Genomic DNA, 17,848 nt, shown 5'->3' on the forward strand with positions numbered 1-17,848 from the left:
CCATAAAATGCAATTATTTTAACGGATCATTGTCTGGTAAGGCATTGTGCATCCATAGTGCCAAACGTTTTTTAATATTAGGACCGTCGAGTTTATCTTCTGGCAGTGGCGGAATTTGATTTACCTCCACTAAAAATAAATATACCGCTTGCACCTTTAGCGGCTGTGTTGCTGTAGGAAGCTCCAACCCTTGCAACTTTGCCAACTTAAAACCGACTTCTATGGCCTTTTTTACGAGCTTGTCTTCATTATGAATCTTTGCTGTTTTTGACATTATGCACTCATCCTTTGAATTGATTTATTACGAGTATATCAAACAACTACGACGATACAGATTGATTCTCAACACGTCGCGTTTGGTAAATAAGTTGTCCTAGTAATAAGACACCGGTCACACCAAGGCCAATGCCTATTCCCCCCCAAATCCCAGCCAAACCATAGCCTTTCATTAAAAACCAAGCGGCAGGCAAACCAAACAACCAATAGCCTATGGCGGTGATTACGGTAGGTAACATGACAATTTTCATGCCTCGTAACAGATTGATGGCTAACAACTGCCATGCATCTACGATAAAGCATAGGGCCACAATCCAGATCACCGAGGCCAATAAATCCGTTAAGTGATGCCCCCCCTCTTTGTCCAATTGGAACAAAGAGGCAATTATCTCTGGCCATAAAGCAAAGCACGATGCGACGACAATACTGAGCGAAGTCACTGCCACAAAGCTCTTCTTGGCCACCACCTTTATGTTGGCGTAGTTTCCAGCGCCATACTCTTTGCCCACTAAAATAGCCGATGCTTGGGCAAAGCCAAAGTTAATATTCCAAGTAAAAGACAGGCATTGCAATAGAATTTGATGCAAAGCCAATGAGGCAACGCCAATCATGCCCGCCAATAAGGTGCCCCCATAAATCAGTCCATGCTCCAATAACGCGGCCAGTGCGATGGGAGACCCCATAGACAGCAGTGGCAACATTAATTTTGCACTGTATTCTTGAGCGCTTTTCCATGGCGCAAAGCCTTGGTATTTAGGCTGACCAAATACCCAACGGGCATAAGCAAACAACATGACCCAAGCAGAAAATGCCGTGCCGTAACCTAAACCTGCGATGCCCCAGCCAAAATTAAACGCCAGCACATAACTGATCGGCACGTTAATAAACACGGTCATGACCGACATCAGCATCACAGAGCGAACATCACCAAAAGTACTGGTTAATCCTCTTAATACCAAAAGAAGTAAGGTCGGTAACATGCTCCATTTCAGCGCATCTAAATACCCCATGGCTATCTCAACTACCTGAGGGGACTGTTGTGCTTTGATTAATAACTGTGGAGCAAAAGAAAAACAAAAAGTCAGTAGTGCGCTGAGCAAAATAGACAGCATAACCGCACCTTTAATGGCAAAACGGATCTGCTGTTGGCCAAACTCAGGGCGAGCAATGCTTTGCCCATAAGCAATGGCAATGAGGTTCGCCACACAACCCACAATACTGCTGGCGATAAGAAAAACGAATGAATACACAGATGCCCCTAAGCCACCTGCGGCTAAAGAGGCCACACTAATATGCGACATCATCCACACATCGGTTAATACCAATGCCATTGCAATGAGTTGGGATAATGTCAGCGGTAAGGCTAATTTAAGAATGATTTTCATGATGACCTCTTTATATTCGTAGCCAAAGTACTGATAAGTGAGCTAGCATTCAATTAACATTTACGCCTTTTGGCATTACTTGAGATCATGTGACTGCAATGAAGATTTACCCCGACATTCCCTACTCCCATAACAGCTTAAAAACCTTTGAGTCTGTGGCGAGACATTTGAGCTTTACCTTGGCGGCCAACGAACTCAATGTGACGCAAAGTGCGGTCAGTCGCCAAGTGAAACAACTTGAGCAAAGTGTAGGGGTGAGCTTGATCGTAAGAAAACATCGCAGTATCGGTCTTACCAGTCAAGGGGGGGAGTTGCTTGCGGTATTACAAAAAAACTATCAAAGTCTGCAAGCGTTGATCCATTCTTGGCAAGCCGATACACAGCAGCGTATCGTGATAAAAGCCGCCCTTAGCTACGCCACCCGCTCACTGTTACCTAAAATACAGCAGCTGCAAGAACGTTACCCCGACTATGAAATCGTGGTCATTCCTACTATTGATGAACACGAATCTCTCAATTCAACGGACTATGACCTATTAATATTGACCTCAAGAGCCCCTCAGCAATTTCAGCACCGACCCGATGTATTGTTTTTACGTGATGAATATATGGCCCCGGTATGCTCCCAAGAGTTGTATGCTAAAGACTCTGAATTTACATCCTTACTAACCCTACCGCGCCTGCACCCTAGCCTTGACCATCATGACTGGAAAACTTGGCTATCCACTGCAGGTCACCAAGAAACCAGTAAAGTGCGCAATAGCACTTTCTTCACTTTGGACTTGGCTTTAAGTGCTTGCCTGTCAGGGCAAGGGGTTACCGTGACGGATCTGCTGTTGATTTTGCCTGAACTTGAGCGCGGTTATTTGGTGTGCCCTAATAACACGCAAATTCAGCCCAGTGCTTGGCAATATTTCTGCCATTGTCGTAGCGCTTCTGAGGTGGTCAGTGAGGTGCTGCAATGGATACAAGATGAAACTAAGCAAGAGATCGCTACCCTGCAAACCTTAAGTGAACGTTTTGGTTGGAACTGGAAAACAAATCATTCACACAACCAGCAACTTACCCATTAACTAGCAAGAAAAGTCACCAAAAAATTTTTCTAACCACTGTAAACAAAAAGATACGTAAGCCATAGCCCGTTTTACACAGCAATAATCGTATCTCTACAGGCTTAATTGTGGTCATAAAAACCACAATTAGACCATTAAGACAGCGATTAAATGCAACAATGAGATCTGCACCCGATAATCACACTTTTAAGGGTTCCAACTTTTATTACAAACTGGTTAACTTGCCACTACTGGTGTGTCAATTATGCATTTATATGTGTATAGAAATGTTTACAAACTCATTTAGACATCCCAATACATCAACAATATTTAGCTTGGAGTGATTGTGGCAACAGGAAATGCAGCGGCTACCCCCCGTGATAATTGGGGTTCAAAACTTGGCTTTGTCATGGCTGCCGCAGGTTCGGCTGTGGGCCTTGGCAATATTTGGAAATTCCCTTACACCGCCGGAGAAAATGGTGGCGGTGCATTTGTGCTTATCTATCTGGCCTTCGTTATCGTCATTGGTTTTAGTGTCATGTTAACCGAGTTTGCCATTGGTCGTCATACCTCGCGAGCGGCCGTGGGCTCCTTTAAGACCACAGATCGACGCTGGAGTTTTGTGGGGATCATTGGCGTACTCAGCGGACTATTAATCATGGGCTTCTACCCTGTGGTGGGTGGTTGGGCACTGGCATATATACCTAAAGTCGCAACCGGTTTACTGGATAACCCACAAGACATTGGTGAGAGCTTTGGCGGTTTCATATCCAACCCTACGCAACCTTTATTATGGATGGCGGCCTACTTCATTCTCAATATCGTTATTGTGAGTAAGGGGATTTCAGGTGGGATAGAAAAAGCTGGCAAAATTCTGATGCCATTGCTGTTTCTTATTCTAGTTGTGGTTGCCGTGAAAGGACTCTCTTTACCCGGAGCCAGTGCCGGTCTTGAATTCTTATTCAAGCCTGATTTCAGCAAAGTGGATAGCCACGTAGTACTGGCAGCGCTGGGCCAAGCGTTCTTCTCTCTTTCTTTAGGTATGGGCTGTATGATCACTTATGGTAGCTACCTGAAAAAGAAAGAAAACCTAGTTCAAACCACCGGTATGGTGGTGGGCATGGATACCGCCGTTGCACTACTGGCAGGTATTGCCATGTTCCCAGCTATGTTCGCATTCAATATGGAACCGGCGGCAGGCCCTGGTCTTGTATTTGTGGTTGTGCCGCAGCTATTTGCTGAAATGGGCCATATAGGTCTATTGTTTGCACTGATGTTCTTCATTGGTTTAACGGTAGCCGCACTCACCTCTTCGGTGTCTTTACTGGAAGTGGTCGTTTCTTATCTCATTGATGAAAAAGGGATGAAACGCGTCAATGCGGTACTTAGCGCCAGTGCGGTTATGGCCGTGATGTGTATCTTTGCTTCCCTATCTCTTGGTGGCATTGGTCCTAAGCTGTTTGATACGGGTGTGTTTGATATCTTTGATCTTCTCACTGACAAGGTATTCCTAGCGGTGGGCGGTATGCTCATCTGTATTTTTGCCGGTTGGCGTCTCAACCGTGTTGATCTAGAAAAAGAGATCACGAACAACGGTAAGATCGCTTTTCCATTATTTGGCCTTTGGTATAACCTTGTTAAGTACGTTATCCCAGTTGCGGTTGCAGTGGTGGCTTGTGCGGGCATTATTAGTGGCTTTGAAAGTGGTAAGGGAGCGATCATGGTGTTAGCCATTGCGATTATTGGTTGCAGCGCCCTTATTTCGAAAAAATTGTAATACTCATCATCTTCAGTAAATGATTAAAGAGACTCTGTTGAGTCTCTTTTTTTATGTAATAACGATCTAAAATTTGTTACTTTATAGGAACTTCAGGGCGGGGCGAAACTCCCCACCGGTGGTAAAAGCCTAGCTTGAGCCCACGAGCGCCTTAGTGTCTATTTATAAATAGTTTCTATTTATAAAACTAAGGGACAGCAGATCTGGTGTAAACCCAGAGCCGACGGTTATAGTCCGGATGAAAGAAGTAAACAATTGATTTTCATAGCTCAGCCCCCAACAGTGGTCCACCTTCCAGTGAGCCTTGCGCTGTTGCTTGCTCGCAACACTACGGCGGGAGTCTGCCTTGTCATGACTCTATTACGCAATGTGGTTAGCCTATCAATGATCTTGCCTCTTACGCTCTGTTCACGTTAATCACACCAAGCCCATCATAGATGGCGAACTTTGGTCTGAATTTGGAGATCCTCGTGGCAGGTATTTTTTTTGTTATGATCGCAGCTGGACTTTGGGCCGCTGACACTTTATTTCGTTATCCATTATTAGAAAACAATAGCACGCTGCAAATCGTGTTCTTTGAGCACATTGTATTAGTGGTGATCATTGCCCTTTTACAAATTGCCGTGCCCAAATGGCGCTTTGCGTATATTAAAGGCTCCCTTTTGCCTTTCATCATCATTGGGGTGTTTGGCTCTGCCATTGGTACTCTAGCCTTTACTAAAGCCTTCACTTTAATGAATCCTACCATAGTGATTTTGCTACAAAAATTGCAACCCATTGTAGCCATCTCTTTATCGGTTATTTTACTCAAAGAAAAACTGCAAAGGCATTTCCTGCTGTGGGCGAGCATTAGCTTGCTAGGGAGTTTGGTTATGATTGCCCCAGACATTGTTGCCCTCTTAGAGCAAGAATCTGTTTGGCATTACGACCCTAAATTGGTCACTATATTACTCGGCTATGGTTCGGCTTTGCTGGCCGTGATGGCATGGGGGGCTTCGACGGTATACGGACGAAAGCTTACTATGATGGGCTACAACAGCATGCAGATTATGTCAGGTCGTTTTACCTTGGCCTTATTTACCTTAGTGTTCGCTATGCTGGGTTATGGAGAGCAATTTACTCTGGCCGAAGGCAGTTTTAGCCATCTGCTTTATATGGTGATCTTATCAGGGCTGTTAGGCATGTTCATTTATTACAAAGGATTAGAAAGAATTCCAGCCCGCTATGGCACTATTGCTGAGTTATTTTTCCCAGTGTCTGCGGTAGCCATTAACTGGTTTGCCTTTGATGTGACCTTAACCATACAGCAGGTTATCGGGGCCATCTTTTTAGTGGGAGGGGCACTAATGATGAGTCGCGAGCCGAAACAAAGCATTGCAACGACACAGGACGATGGGAGTCCTCAGCAAGCCTAATACACTCATAAAAAAAGCTAGGCGACTGTAAACAGTAAACGCCTAGCTGACTGGAACCGAACAAAGGTAAATGATTACATCTGTACGTTTAAGCTTATGCCTTGGTTGAGAGCGTAACGAACGCCCTTATCTTTACCTTTAATGGTATCGTGCATTCGGGACACTTTGCCTTTTTTTATCCATACTTGAAACATGGCATCGACACCATCTTCAGACAGACCAAAATGATTAGCGAGTACGCTTCTGTCTGTGGTGCCATGCTGTTCAAGGTAGGCTTTCAGTTGCTGTAAAATCATCTTTCACCTTCTTTACGATTAGGCCACTGACTCATGCTCTTGCCAGCGGTCTCTATTACCTTTGCGCTTGAGGCCCATAAATGTGGCCAAAGACACCAGTGCAACCACCAATATCCAACAGGCACTGCTTACAGGGTGAGCGGTGAACGTCATCACTTGGTTGTATAGCACGGCGCTAAGGTAGGCAAGGCCCATGGTCCAAGCGGCAATAAAGCGAGCGTATTGGCTGCCAAACTCTCTTACATAAGCGCCCATTGCCGCCACACAAGGTGTATATAACAAGATAAACAATAGATAAGCAAAAGCGGCATGTCCGGAAACAAACTTGCTTTGTAAATTAGCAAATACAGATTGATCTACCTCTTGCTCATCCGCCACTGAAGCAGTGTCTGACAAGTCGCCGACTTCCATACCTAGTGGGTCACTAAAGCTTAGGCCACTTAAGTTTTCAGGAATCGACAATACAGCCTCTTCAAGACTGACAATAAGATCGAAAGTGGCATCCTCTTCTTCAGGAGTTGAGTAAAGGCTATTCAATGTACCGACTACCGCTTCTTTAGCGAAAATACCAGTCACAATACCTACCGTTGCTGGCCAGTTGTCTTTTTCGATGCCCATTGGCTCAAAGACTGGGGTAATGACCTGTGCTGCTTTAGACAATACCGAACTGTCACTGTCTTCATTACCAAAACTGCCGTCAGTACCTATAGAATTAAGGAAACTTAAAATAGTGACCACTAGCACAATGGTTTTACCTGCACCAAAGACAAAGCGTTTGAGTTTATGCCACGTTTTGATCATCACATTACGTAAACGAGGGATCTCATAGTCGGTCATTTCCATCACAAAGCTGTCATTGCTGCCAGGGTAAATCGTATGCTTTAGTACGATACCAGTGAATACCGCAGCTAAGATACCAATAATGTACAAGGCGAAAACCACATTCTGCCCAGCCGTTGGGAAAAAGGCCGCTGCAAACAGTGCATAAACAGGAAGACGTGCACCACAAGACATAAAGGGAGCCATTGATGCGGCTAAGCGACGCTCACGCTCTTGATCTAATGTGCGACTGGCCATAATCGCTGGCACATTACAGCCAAAACCTAATACCAATGGCACAAAGGCTTTACCTGGCAAACCAACCTTTTGCATCACTTTATCTAATACAAAAGCGGCTCGTGACATATAACCGGAACCTTCTAAAAGGGTCAGGAACAAGTACAAACCGGCAATAACAGGAATAAAGGTGGCAACGGTTTGAATACCGCCACCAATACCGTTAGCTAGCAGAGTGACTATCCATTGTGGCAAAAGGGGATCTAATAATGCATGAGTGCCGTCAACCAATAGTGCGCCAAAAGCAATATCAAAGAAATCGATAAAGGCACCGCCAATATTAATGGCAAACATAAACATTAGGTACATCACCCCAAAGAACAGTGGAATACCTACCCATTTATTAAGCACTACCGAGTCAATACGCTCACTCAAGCGACGTGTAATTTTGCCTTCAGTCACTCTAAAAGATTTGGTCAACTCATGTAAAAAAGTAAATTTTACATCGGCAATATGCAGATCAATATCCATATCCAATGTATGGCGAGCCTGCGCTGTCACATCTTTCACTTCTGGCGAAACGGTATTGAGCACCAGGGTGTCTCCTTCAAGACCGCGTATGGCAAGAGCTCTATTGCTCACCATATCGTTCGCATATTGGTCTTGAACTTGTGAGATAACCTGCTCAAATTCACTGCCGTAGTCCAGAGCTAAAGGAGTAACTTCAATGCCACTGGCCAACATTTTATGTAGGTCAGCCTTAAGCTGATTTACTTCATTAATGCGCGTCGCGGTCACAGCCATAACCGGGCAACCGAGTGCCTTAGCTAACCCTTTAATATTGACTTTCTGACCCATACGGTTCATCGAGTCCATTTTATTAAGGATGACCACCATAGGGCGCCCCAATTCACGCAACTGCAGCGTGACATATAAGCTTCGTTCTAAACAGGTAGCATCGATAACATTGATAATAACGTCAGCCGGAGTGGATAATACTGAACGCGAGGCAATGGTTTCGTCGAGACTGTTGCTGTCATTACCACTGTCTAAGGCATAAATACCCGGTAAATCAGTTAAGCTAAACTCTTCACCCGCTAATGTATAAGTACCGGTTTTCTTCTCTACAGTGACACCCGCCCAGTTACCTACCTTCTGGTTTGAACCAGTAAAGGCATTAAAAAGCGTCGTTTTACCGCTGTTAGGATTACCTACGGTGAGTATGGAATAGTCCACTATGCGACCTCTATTGAAATTTGTGCTGCAGTAGATTTACGAATAGCAACGCTGACATCACGTACTCGCACCTGTAATGGATCTCCCATTGGCGCTTTGCGTACTAATGTGACTGCTGTATTCGGTAGCAGTCCCATGACCATTAATTTTTTTCTAGTGGAACTATCCAATTGCTGTAAAGAGCGAATTGTTGCAGATTGTCCAACATTGAGTTCAGCGAGTTTCATAATCTAAATGCCAATTATTATCATTTACAAAGACCTTAACACATTTACTTACAGAAGAGTTGTTTTAAATCAAAAAAAACGCCCTTAGCAAAGGGCGCTTGTATTTAACACCAAATCTATCTAAAGAAATAAACTATTTAAGACAGGTCGCAAACTGAGTGGTCAAATCATTTAAGAAATCGAAATAAGCACCCGGTTTTTCTTCAATATCGGTGGCCAGTGGATCAAGCACCCCCCTCGATACATGACTACCACGAGTCACCGTATCCACCACCGCTGGCGTGTATTGTGGCTCACTAAAGACACACTTAACATCACCTTTTGCGAGGCGAGTTTTAATTTCAATGAGTGTTTTTGCCCCCGGTTTTCTTTCTGGACTCACCGTAAAGTGGCCTAAGTGATTTAGATTAAATGACTTTTCAAAATAGCCATAACCATCATGAAACACAAAATAGCCACTCTCTTGTACTGGCTTTAGTCGCTGGGTAATGTCAGCAGTGGTCACGGTTAGTTGACTCAAGAAGTGGTCTAAATTTTCTTTGTAGATTTTTTTGTTGTTTGGGTCTATCTCAGACAATTTGTTGGCAATGTGTGTCGCAACGCTGGCCACCTGCTGAGGGCCTAACCAAAAATGAGGATCAATGTTGCCATGATGGTGATGTCCATCGCCATCATGATGTCCCTGTGCAAAATGGTGAAGATCTAAGCCTTTAATATCGCTAATAGTGAGCAAATTGTGCTGATTACGCGTAGCGGATGACATAAAGCTTTCAAGATCGGGGCCAAACCAGATCACTAAGTCAGCTTGACGTATTTTTTTTATATCAGAAGGGCGCAAAGCATAATCATGAGGTGACATAGCCGCATCCAATAGGGATGATGACGATGCTGCCTTCATTGTTATCTCCTGAGTAATAAGGTGTATAGGCTTAATACTGCTGAGCACTTCTACTGCCTGTGCGCTGCTAATATAAGCAAAAGAAATCAAGCATAATAAGAGGCGTTTCATCAATTCGTTCCATTGCAATAGAGAAAGTTAGCTTTAGATGTTACTTTATAACACTGGTTTTTTGCAAATGGAGTTACCATTGCAAAATAGAAGTGTTAACACTCTGTGAGTGATAATGCGCTGCAACTCACCTTTACACGACAGGCCAATAACTATGACCCAACTCGTCACGCTACAAGATGTGACCGTTCAATTTGACCAAAGAAAGGTATTGGACAACATCACTCTTACCATTAATGAAGCTGAAATCACGACGTTAGTTGGCCCAAACGGCGCGGGCAAATCCACCTTAGTAAAAGTGATTTTAGGCTTGCACAAGCATTACACGGGAAAAGTGAGCAAGCTAAATAAATTGCGCATTGGTTATGTGCCACAAAAACTGCTACTCAATGAATCTTTACCTTTAACGGTAGACCGATTTTTACGATTAGCAGGGAAATACAGTCAACAAGAGCGTCAAGATGCCTTAGCTTTAGTTGGGGCTACGCACCTACTCCACTCTGATGTGCATAAATTATCGGGGGGTGAAAGCCAGCGTGTATTGATGTCGCGCGCACTGTTAATTCGACCACAGCTACTGGTGTTAGACGAGCCGGCTCAAGGGATGGATGTACAAGGACAAATTGAACTCTACAGTCTGATTGATACCCTACGTCACCGCTTTAATTGCGCGGTGTTTATGATCTCTCATGATCTGCACCTTGTAATGGCAAAAACAGACACGGTGATTTGTCTTCATCATCATATTTGTTGCTCTGGCGCGCCGGCCGCCATTTCCAGCCACCCAAGCTATTTACAAATGTTTGGTGAAGCCCCAGCGGCCAGCCTCGCTCTTTATCAGCATCAACACCAACATCACCATCACGACCTGTCAGGCACTCCCATAAGCGGTGACATGGACACTTGTCATAACCCAAAACATGGTCATCAACATCGCCACCAGCATGGACACACACATGATTGAATTTTTATTGCCGGCCATTTTAGCCGGTCTCGGTATTACTATGATTGCCGGCCCATTGGGATCATTTGTTGTGTGGCGAAAAATGGCCTATTTTGGTGACACACTCGCTCACGCCTCTCTAATGGGATTGGCTTTAGGCTTCCTATTGGACATTAATATCTACTTAGCCTTAGTGGTTTGCTGTTTGGCTCTTGCCATCATCTTAGCCACCTTACAAAGACAACAACTGGTGGCTACGGATACTTTATTAGGTATTTTAGCGCACAGCTCGCTCTCTCTTGGCTTAATTGCTGTCAGCTTTCTTGACAATGTGCGAGTGGATTTAATGGGCTATCTCTTTGGGGATTTGCTGGCGGTAAACACACAGGATGTATTGTTTATTTATGTAGGGGTGGCACTGGTGTTGCTATTACTGCTTGTATTCTGGCGCCCTTTACTCTCGAGTACTGTTAATGAGGAGTTAGCCGCCATTGAAGGGGTCAATATTTCTCTAATGAGACTGTTAATCATGTTGATGATAGGTCTGGTTATTGCGGTGGGTATGAAGTTTGTTGGCGCGCTCATTATCACCTCTTTGATGATAATTCCTGCTGCGACCGCTCGGCGCTTAGCCAATAGCCCAGAAAAAATGGCAATTATCGCCTCAGTGATCGGCGCAATATGTGTCTGCTCAGGTCTCGCTCTTTCTTGGTTTTATGATACTCCAGCTGGCCCTTCAGTGGTGGTCAGCGCGAGCTTTTTATTCTTGTTAGTACAATTAAAACCGCAAAACCGCTAACAATTCTATCGTAAAACAAAAAACCTCTAAATTTTCATTTAGAGGTTTTTTTAATGCATTTAGCTAAGTGCTAGAAGAGATTACCAACCGGTAATTTCACGTAGCCCTTGACCAATATCGGCCAAACTTTTCACCGTTTTTACCCCTGCAGCTTCCAGCGCTTGGAATTTATCTTCAGCGGTACCTTTACCACCAGAGATAATCGCACCGGCATGACCCATACGCTTACCTGGAGGCGCTGTTACACCAGCAATGTAAGAGACGACAGGTTTAGAAACATGCTCTTTAATGAAGGCAGCCGCTTCTTCTTCCGCTGTACCACCAATTTCACCAATCATCACAATCGCTTCAGTTTCTGAGTCAGCTTCAAACAGTTTTAAGATGTCGATGAAGTTTGAGCCAGGAATTGGGTCCCCACCGATACCCACACAGGTGGATTGGCCAAAGCCTTCGTCAGTGGTTTGCTTAACCGCTTCATAAGTTAAGGTACCAGAGCGAGACACTATGCCCACTTTGCCCTTCTTATGAATATTACCCGGCATGATACCAATCTTACACTCGTCAGGAGTAATCACCCCTGGGCAGTTAGGACCAATCATCACCACGCCAGCTTCGTCTAAACGCACTTTAACGTCCAGTAGATCCAGTGTTGGAATACCTTCGGTAATGGTGACGATTAACTTAATACCTGCATCAATGGCTTCTAGGATCGCGTCCTTACAAAACGGAGCAGGTACATAGATAACCGAAGCGGTCGCAGCGGTTGTTTCTACCGCTTCACGTACTGTATTAAATACCGGAAGACCAAGGTGAGTTTGACCGCCTTTACCCGGTGATACACCACCGACCATTTTGGTTCCGTAATCCAATGCTTGCTGTGAATGGAAAGTACCTTGACCGCCAGTGAAGCCTTGGCAAATAACTTTCGTATCTTTATTAATTAGTACAGACATTATTTGCCCTCCGCTGCAGCTACGACTTTTTCTGCAGCTTCTGTTAGAGAATTTGCCGCAATAATGTTTAGACCACTTTCAGCCAGTTTTTGTGAACCTAGAGGAGCATTGTTGCCTTCTAAGCGAACCACGACCGGCACCTTAACCCCCACTTCTTCAACAGCACCAATAATGCCATCTGCAATCAAATCACAACGTACAATGCCACCAAAGATGTTCACTAGTACCGCTTTCACATTGTCATCGGACAAAATGATCTTAAAGGCTTCTGTAACGCGCTCTTTGGTTGCGCCGCCGCCTACATCAAGGAAATTCGCTGGGTGGCCACCGTGCAAGTTCACAATATCCATGGTACCCATAGCAAGACCTGCGCCGTTAACCATGCAGCCGATGTTACCATCAAGAGCCACATAGTTGAGCTCCCACTTAGCGGCATTGGCTTCACGCTCATCTTCTTGAGAAGGATCGTGCATTTCACGCAGTTTTGGCTGACGGTACAGTGCGTTAGAGTCAATGTTGATTTTGCCATCAAGACAAAGCAAGTTACCCTCTAGCGTTTGCACTAGCGGGTTAATCTCAAGAAGCGCTAAATCGTATTCGGCAAACATGTTACCAAGACCCATAAAGATCTTCACAAACTGCTTATTTTGCTCTCCTTCAAGACCCAGCTTAAACGCCAGTTCACGACCTTGGTAAGTTTGAGGACCCACCAAAGGATCAATCGCCGCTTGATGAATCAACTCTGGTGTTTCTTCAGCAATTTTTTCAATATCTACGCCGCCTTCTGTGGAAGCCATAAATACGATGCGACGTGAAGCGCGGTCAACAACGGCACCTAAGTACAGTTCATTGGCAATGTTAGATGCCTCTTCAACCAAAATTTTCGTGACTGGCTGACCATTGGCGTCCGTTTGAAATGTGACTAGATTTTTACCTAACCACTTCTTGGCAAATTCTTTTACACCTTCTTTGGTGTCATGCAGTTCAACACCGCCTGCTTTACCGCGACCACCAGCGTGGACTTGACATTTAACCACTTTTTTCGCGGTGCTAATTCTGCCAGCAGCTTCAAACGCTTGTTGAGGCGTATCGCATGCATAGCCCTCTGGTACGGGTAGCCCATATTCAGCAAACAATTGCTTCGCTTGATATTCATGCAAATTCATTAGTATCTTCCATTTTGATTTTTAGATAACAGCCGCGCCATTAGCTAAATTATTTCCTCATGTTAAAGACCAAGCTTTAACAGGTATAGGGTGCGAGTAGAGCCTTGACCAAGGGTGCCTAGACACCCTTAATTTTCTAATTAAACATCCAATAGTAGACGTGCTGGATCTTCGAGTAACTCTTTGATGGTTACTAAGAAACCCACAGACTCACGACCATCAATCAAACGGTGATCATAAGAAAGAGCGAGATACATCATTGGTAGGATTTCAACCTTTCCATTTACCGCCATTGGGCGGTCTTGGATTTTATGCATGCCCAAAATTGCCGCTTGTGGCGGGTTGATAATAGGTGTCGACATCAAAGAGCCAAACACACCGCCATTAGTGATCGTAAAGTTGCCACCAATGAGTTCATCTACTGTTAGTTTTCCGTCACGACCTTTAATGGCCAGATCTTTTATGCCTTTTTCAATATCGGCAAAACCTAAAGTGTCGCAATCTTTCAGCACTGGGGTCACTAATCCGCGAGGGGTAGACACCGCCATACTGATGTCGAAATAGTTGTGATAAACGATATCTTCGCCATCAATAGATGCGTTCACTTCTGGGTAGCGCTTCAAGGCTTCGGTTACCGCTTTAACATAGAAAGACATGAAACCGAGACGCGTATCGTGGCGTTTTTCAAAAGAGTCTTTGTATTGTGCACGAAGGTCCATAATTGGCTTCATGTTGACTTCGTTAAATGTGGTCAACATGGCAGTGCTGTTTTTCGCTTCCAGTAGGCGGTTTGCCACTGTCTTGCGCAAGCGCGTCATAGGTACGCGTTTTTGACTGCGAGCGGTTGCTGGGACTTCTGGCTCTGCAACGGGTGCGGATGCCACTGGCGCCGCTTTGCTGGCGTTCGCTAGGTATGAATCCACATCTTCACGAGTAATGCGACCACCCACACCTGTGCCTTTCACATCTGACGGGCTCAAGCTGTGTTCTGCAAGTAGACGACGTACTGCAGGGCTAAGGGCTTCATTGTTCTCTTCTGTGAGTACCGCCTTATGACGTTTATCAGGAGAGGCTTGGGTCTCTTCTGTGCTGTCCTTAGTGGGTTCACCGGCTACGGCACCCAGTTTTATCTTAGCTAGAAGCTGCTTCGCCAGTACTGTCGTGCCTTCTTCTTCTACGATTTCTTCAAGTACACCCGCTTCAGGTGCAGGAACTTCAAGGACAACTTTATCAGTTTCAATATCCACTAATACGTCATCACGCTCTACTCTGTCACCTGGCTTTTTATGCCAAGTTGCAACGGTAGCATCAGCAACTGATTCAGGTAAATCAGGAACCAGAATTTCAATTGTCATGTGTTGGGCTTCCTTATTCTTCTAGTTCTTTATCAATTGTAAGAGCGTCATCGATTAACGCTTTCTGTTGTTTTAAGTGAACAGACATATAACCCACCGCTGGCGACGCAGACGCTGGACGCCCTGCATAACTTAAGGTTGTGTTAAATGGCGTTGCAGCTCGGAAATTGTGCTGGCTTGAGTACCAAGCCCCTTGGTTTTGTGGCTCTTCTTGGCACCAAATATAATCGGTGACTTGAGGATAAATAGAGATAACCTCACGCAGATCCGTTAATGGGAATGGGTAGAGTTGCTCTATTCGAACAATGGCCACATCATCAATTTCACGCTTACGTCGCTCCTCCAGAAGGTCGTAATACACCTTACCTGAGCAGAATACCACTCGGCGAACTTTCGATGGCTCGATCTGGTCAACTTCTGGGATACAAGCTTGGAATGTTCCTTCGGCTAAATCTTCTAATGACGACACACATAAAGGGTGGCGTAACAAAGATTTAGGGGTCATAACAATAAGCGGACGACGCATCGGACGCACCACTTGACGACGTAGCATGTGGTAAATCTGTGCTGGGGTCGATGGCACTACAACTTGCATATTTTGCTCAGCACACAGCTGTAAATAACGCTCTAAACGTGCCGATGAGTGCTCAGGTCCCTGCCCTTCATAACCATGAGGCAGTAACAGGGTAATACCACAAAGACGATTCCACTTTTGCTCACCCGATGAGATGAACTGATCGATCACCACCTGTGCACCGTTGGCAAAATCACCAAACTGCGCTTCCCAAATCGTTAAACCGCCGGGTTCGGCTGTGGTGTAACCGTATTCAAACGCCAGTACCGCTTCCTCGGATAATACCGAGTCAAACACTTGGAACGGCCCTTGTTTGTCATGGATATTGGCAAGAGGTACATACGTACTCGCATCACCTTGGTTATGCAAGACGGCGTGACGGTGGAAGAACGTCCCTCGACCCGAGTCCTGACCTGAGATACGAATACGTTTGCCGTCGTCGACTATCGTCGCGTAGGCCAGTGTTTCTGCCATGCCCCAGTCAATGGCTTTATCACCATCAACCATCCCTTGGCGATCGTTGTATAACTTATTAACCCGACTTTGCAATTGGTGGCTGTCTGGGTAACTACAAATTTTATTACCCAACTCTTTAAGGCGGGTGAGATCATATTGACTGTCCCACTCCATATCCCATTCATGGCCAATATAAGGAGACCAATCCACAGAATGAAGCGCCATCGGACGCCACTCTTTCACCACCACTTCACCATGGTCTAGAGCATCGCGATATTCATTGACAAGTTGTGTTGCGGTATCAATTCCTATCTCATCACGCTCCATCATCACATCGGCGTATAGCTTACGTGGGGTTGGGTGTTTTTTGATTTTTTGATACATCAATGGCTGAGTTGCATTGGGCTCATCCGCTTCATTGTGTCCATGACGGCGGTAACACACCAAGTCAATGACAACATCACGCTTAAAGGTGTTACGGTAATCTAGGGCAATACGGGTAACAAAAGCCACCGCTTCAGGATCATCGGCATTCACATGGAAAATCGGTGCCTGTACCATCTTAGCGATATCAGTACAGTACATTGTCGAGCGAGTATCTCTCGGGTTGGAAGTGGTAAAACCAATTTGGTTATTGACCACAATGCGTACCGTACCACCCACTTGGAAACCGCGAGCTTGAGACATATTAAAGGTCTCTTGCACTACCCCTTGTCCAGCGATAGCTGAATCACCGTGAATGGTGATGGGTAATACTTTAGATCCACTCTTATCGTCCAAACGGTCTTGCCTAGCGCGTACCGAACCAATAACAACAGGATTGACAATTTCTAGGTGCGACGGGTTAAACGCTAACGCTAAGTGCACATTACCACCAGGGGTGGCGAAATCGGCCGAGAAACCTTGGTGGTATTTCACATCACCGGTACCCCAAGTGTCATCATGCTTACCGGCAAATTCGTCAAATAAATCCTGAGGCTTTTTACCCAAGACATTGACCAGCATATTTAAACGACCACGGTGCGCCATGCCCACCACGACTTCGCGCATTCCACTACGACCTGCGTGACGAATCAGCTCTTTAGTCATAGGGATAAGGGCATCGCCCCCTTCTAGAGAGAAACGTTTTGCACCGGGAAACTTCGCACCAAGATAACGCTCAAGGCCTTCTGCCGCCGTCAGTTCATCTAAGTATCTAATTTTCTCTTCTAAAGAAAACTCAGGTTGGGATTGCACAGACTCAAGACGCTGCTGAATCCAACGTTTTTGCTCAGTGTTGGTCATATGCATATATTCTGCACCAACAGAGCCACAATAAGTTTTATTGAGAGCTTGATAGAGGTCTTTCAATTGCATGGTTTCTTGCGCAACAGCGAAAGAACCAACATTGAATGATTCGGTGAGGTCATCTTCTGTGAGGTTATGGAACGCAGGGTCCAGTTCAGGTTGAACCGGACGTTCCCATAAACCTAAGGGATCTAGATTTGCCGCTTGATGGCCTCTAAATCTATAGGCATTAATAAGTTGCAGAACTCTTACTTGTTTTGCATCGACATCAGGATCACTTACTTGGACACTATAATGCTTCGTCTCTTGTGCTAGTCGGCGAAAGTAGTCACGAACGCGCGTATGAGATTGCTCTCCTTGTTCTGACGCCTGCGCTGGCAGGTCATCAAAAACGCGCTTCCATTCTTCACTCACCAAGTCTGGGTCACTTAGATAAAGTTCGTAGAGTTCTTCTACGTACGTTGCATTGGCGCCAGCCAAGTGTGAAGACTCGAGCCATGCCTTCATCACACTGTTATGCATATATTCCCTTAACCTGTAGATTAATACGTTTTTCGTCGGTCTTTGCCGAACTTTTGTCCAACTT

The 17,848-nt window shown here is 45.1% G+C and carries 15 protein-coding genes and 1 riboswitch; of the genes, 5 read left to right on the forward strand and 10 right to left on the reverse strand.

What is annotated here, in order from left to right; translation table 11 throughout:
- Positions 1-13 precede the first annotated feature (13 nt).
- Together OCU56_RS08970 and OCU56_RS08975 are read right to left on the reverse strand one after the other, a co-directional pair.
- Positions 14-274 carry a DUF5062 family protein gene (locus tag OCU56_RS08970; protein WP_261872891.1) on the reverse strand — a complete coding sequence of 87 codons (261 nt, stop codon included), beginning with the start codon at positions 272-274 and terminating at the stop codon, positions 14-16.
- Positions 275-320: 46 nt separating this feature from the next.
- Positions 321-1,661, reverse strand: a complete 1,341-nt coding sequence (locus OCU56_RS08975) for an MATE family efflux transporter (protein ID WP_261872892.1) — start codon at positions 1,659-1,661, stop codon at positions 321-323.
- Positions 1,662-1,759: 98 nt separating this feature from the next.
- On the opposite strand from OCU56_RS08975, the gene OCU56_RS08980 reads away from it, so the two are divergent.
- The 3 genes from OCU56_RS08980 (at position 1,760) to OCU56_RS08990 (ending at position 5,905) form a co-directional block, all read left to right on the forward strand.
- The gene (locus OCU56_RS08980; protein ID WP_261872893.1) at positions 1,760-2,734 is read left to right on the forward strand and encodes a LysR family transcriptional regulator; all 975 of its coding nucleotides are present in this window, start codon (positions 1,760-1,762) and stop codon (positions 2,732-2,734) included.
- Between the two features lie 325 nt (positions 2,735-3,059).
- Positions 3,060-4,490 (forward strand): sodium-dependent transporter, encoded by a 1,431-nt coding sequence (locus OCU56_RS08985; RefSeq protein WP_261872894.1) that lies wholly within the window; start codon positions 3,060-3,062, stop codon positions 4,488-4,490.
- An 84-nt stretch (positions 4,491-4,574) separates the two neighbouring features.
- A riboswitch (FMN riboswitch) is annotated at positions 4,575-4,744 on the forward strand.
- A gap of 216 nt (positions 4,745-4,960) precedes the next feature.
- Positions 4,961-5,905: a DMT family transporter gene (locus tag OCU56_RS08990; RefSeq protein ID WP_261872895.1), complete on the forward strand. Its 945-nt coding sequence runs from the start codon at positions 4,961-4,963 to the stop codon at positions 5,903-5,905.
- Positions 5,906-5,979: 74 nt separating this feature from the next.
- On the opposite strand, the gene OCU56_RS08995 is transcribed toward OCU56_RS08990, so the two are convergent.
- The 4 genes from OCU56_RS08995 to znuA all read right to left on the reverse strand — a co-directional run bounded on the left by OCU56_RS08995 (position 5,980) and on the right by znuA (position 9,729).
- Entirely contained in the window at positions 5,980-6,201 is a 222-nt protein-coding gene (locus OCU56_RS08995) for a FeoC-like transcriptional regulator (protein WP_261872896.1), read from the reverse strand.
- Positions 6,202-6,219: 18 nt separating this feature from the next.
- The gene (gene feoB / locus OCU56_RS09000; RefSeq protein WP_261872897.1) at positions 6,220-8,493 is read right to left on the reverse strand and encodes a Fe(2+) transporter permease subunit FeoB; all 2,274 of its coding nucleotides are present in this window, start codon (positions 8,491-8,493) and stop codon (positions 6,220-6,222) included.
- The gene (locus OCU56_RS09005; protein ID WP_261872898.1) at positions 8,493-8,720 is read right to left on the reverse strand and encodes a FeoA family protein; all 228 of its coding nucleotides are present in this window, start codon (positions 8,718-8,720) and stop codon (positions 8,493-8,495) included. Before OCU56_RS09005 ends, feoB begins: the two co-directional genes overlap by 1 nt.
- Before the next feature lie 133 nt (positions 8,721-8,853).
- On the reverse strand, positions 8,854-9,729 hold the full coding sequence (gene znuA, locus OCU56_RS09010) for a zinc ABC transporter substrate-binding protein ZnuA (RefSeq protein WP_261872899.1): 876 nt from the start codon (positions 9,727-9,729) through the stop codon (positions 8,854-8,856).
- Positions 9,730-9,883: 154 nt separating this feature from the next.
- On the opposite strand from znuA, the gene znuC reads away from it, so the two are divergent.
- Positions 9,884-10,693: a zinc ABC transporter ATP-binding protein ZnuC gene (gene znuC / locus OCU56_RS09015; protein WP_261872900.1), complete on the forward strand. Its 810-nt coding sequence runs from the start codon at positions 9,884-9,886 to the stop codon at positions 10,691-10,693.
- Entirely contained in the window at positions 10,686-11,471 is a 786-nt protein-coding gene (gene znuB, locus OCU56_RS09020) for a zinc ABC transporter permease subunit ZnuB (RefSeq protein WP_261872901.1), read from the forward strand. The genes znuC and znuB overlap by 8 nt, the downstream gene beginning before the upstream one ends.
- Positions 11,472-11,551: 80 nt before the next feature.
- Here znuB and sucD read toward each other — a convergent pair whose 3' ends face one another.
- From sucD to sucA, 4 genes are all read right to left on the reverse strand, one after another.
- A complete protein-coding gene (gene sucD / locus OCU56_RS09025) occupies positions 11,552-12,424 on the reverse strand; it encodes a succinate--CoA ligase subunit alpha (protein WP_261872902.1) in 873 nt (290 codons plus the stop codon).
- Positions 12,424-13,590, reverse strand: coding sequence for an ADP-forming succinate--CoA ligase subunit beta (gene sucC / locus OCU56_RS09030; protein WP_261872903.1), 1,167 nt, complete (start codon positions 13,588-13,590; stop codon positions 12,424-12,426). Before sucC ends, sucD begins: the two co-directional genes overlap by 1 nt.
- A 140-nt stretch (positions 13,591-13,730) precedes the next feature.
- The gene (gene odhB / locus OCU56_RS09035) at positions 13,731-14,945 is read right to left on the reverse strand and encodes a 2-oxoglutarate dehydrogenase complex dihydrolipoyllysine-residue succinyltransferase (protein WP_261872904.1); all 1,215 of its coding nucleotides are present in this window, start codon (positions 14,943-14,945) and stop codon (positions 13,731-13,733) included.
- A gap of 13 nt (positions 14,946-14,958) precedes the next feature.
- Positions 14,959-17,784 (reverse strand): 2-oxoglutarate dehydrogenase E1 component, encoded by a 2,826-nt coding sequence (gene sucA, locus OCU56_RS09040; protein WP_261872905.1) that lies wholly within the window; start codon positions 17,782-17,784, stop codon positions 14,959-14,961.
- Positions 17,785-17,848 lie beyond the last annotated feature (64 nt).

The sequence above is a fragment of the Vibrio rarus genome (assembly GCF_024347075.1).
GTDB classification, from domain to species: Bacteria; Pseudomonadota; Gammaproteobacteria; order Enterobacterales; family Vibrionaceae; genus Vibrio; species Vibrio rarus.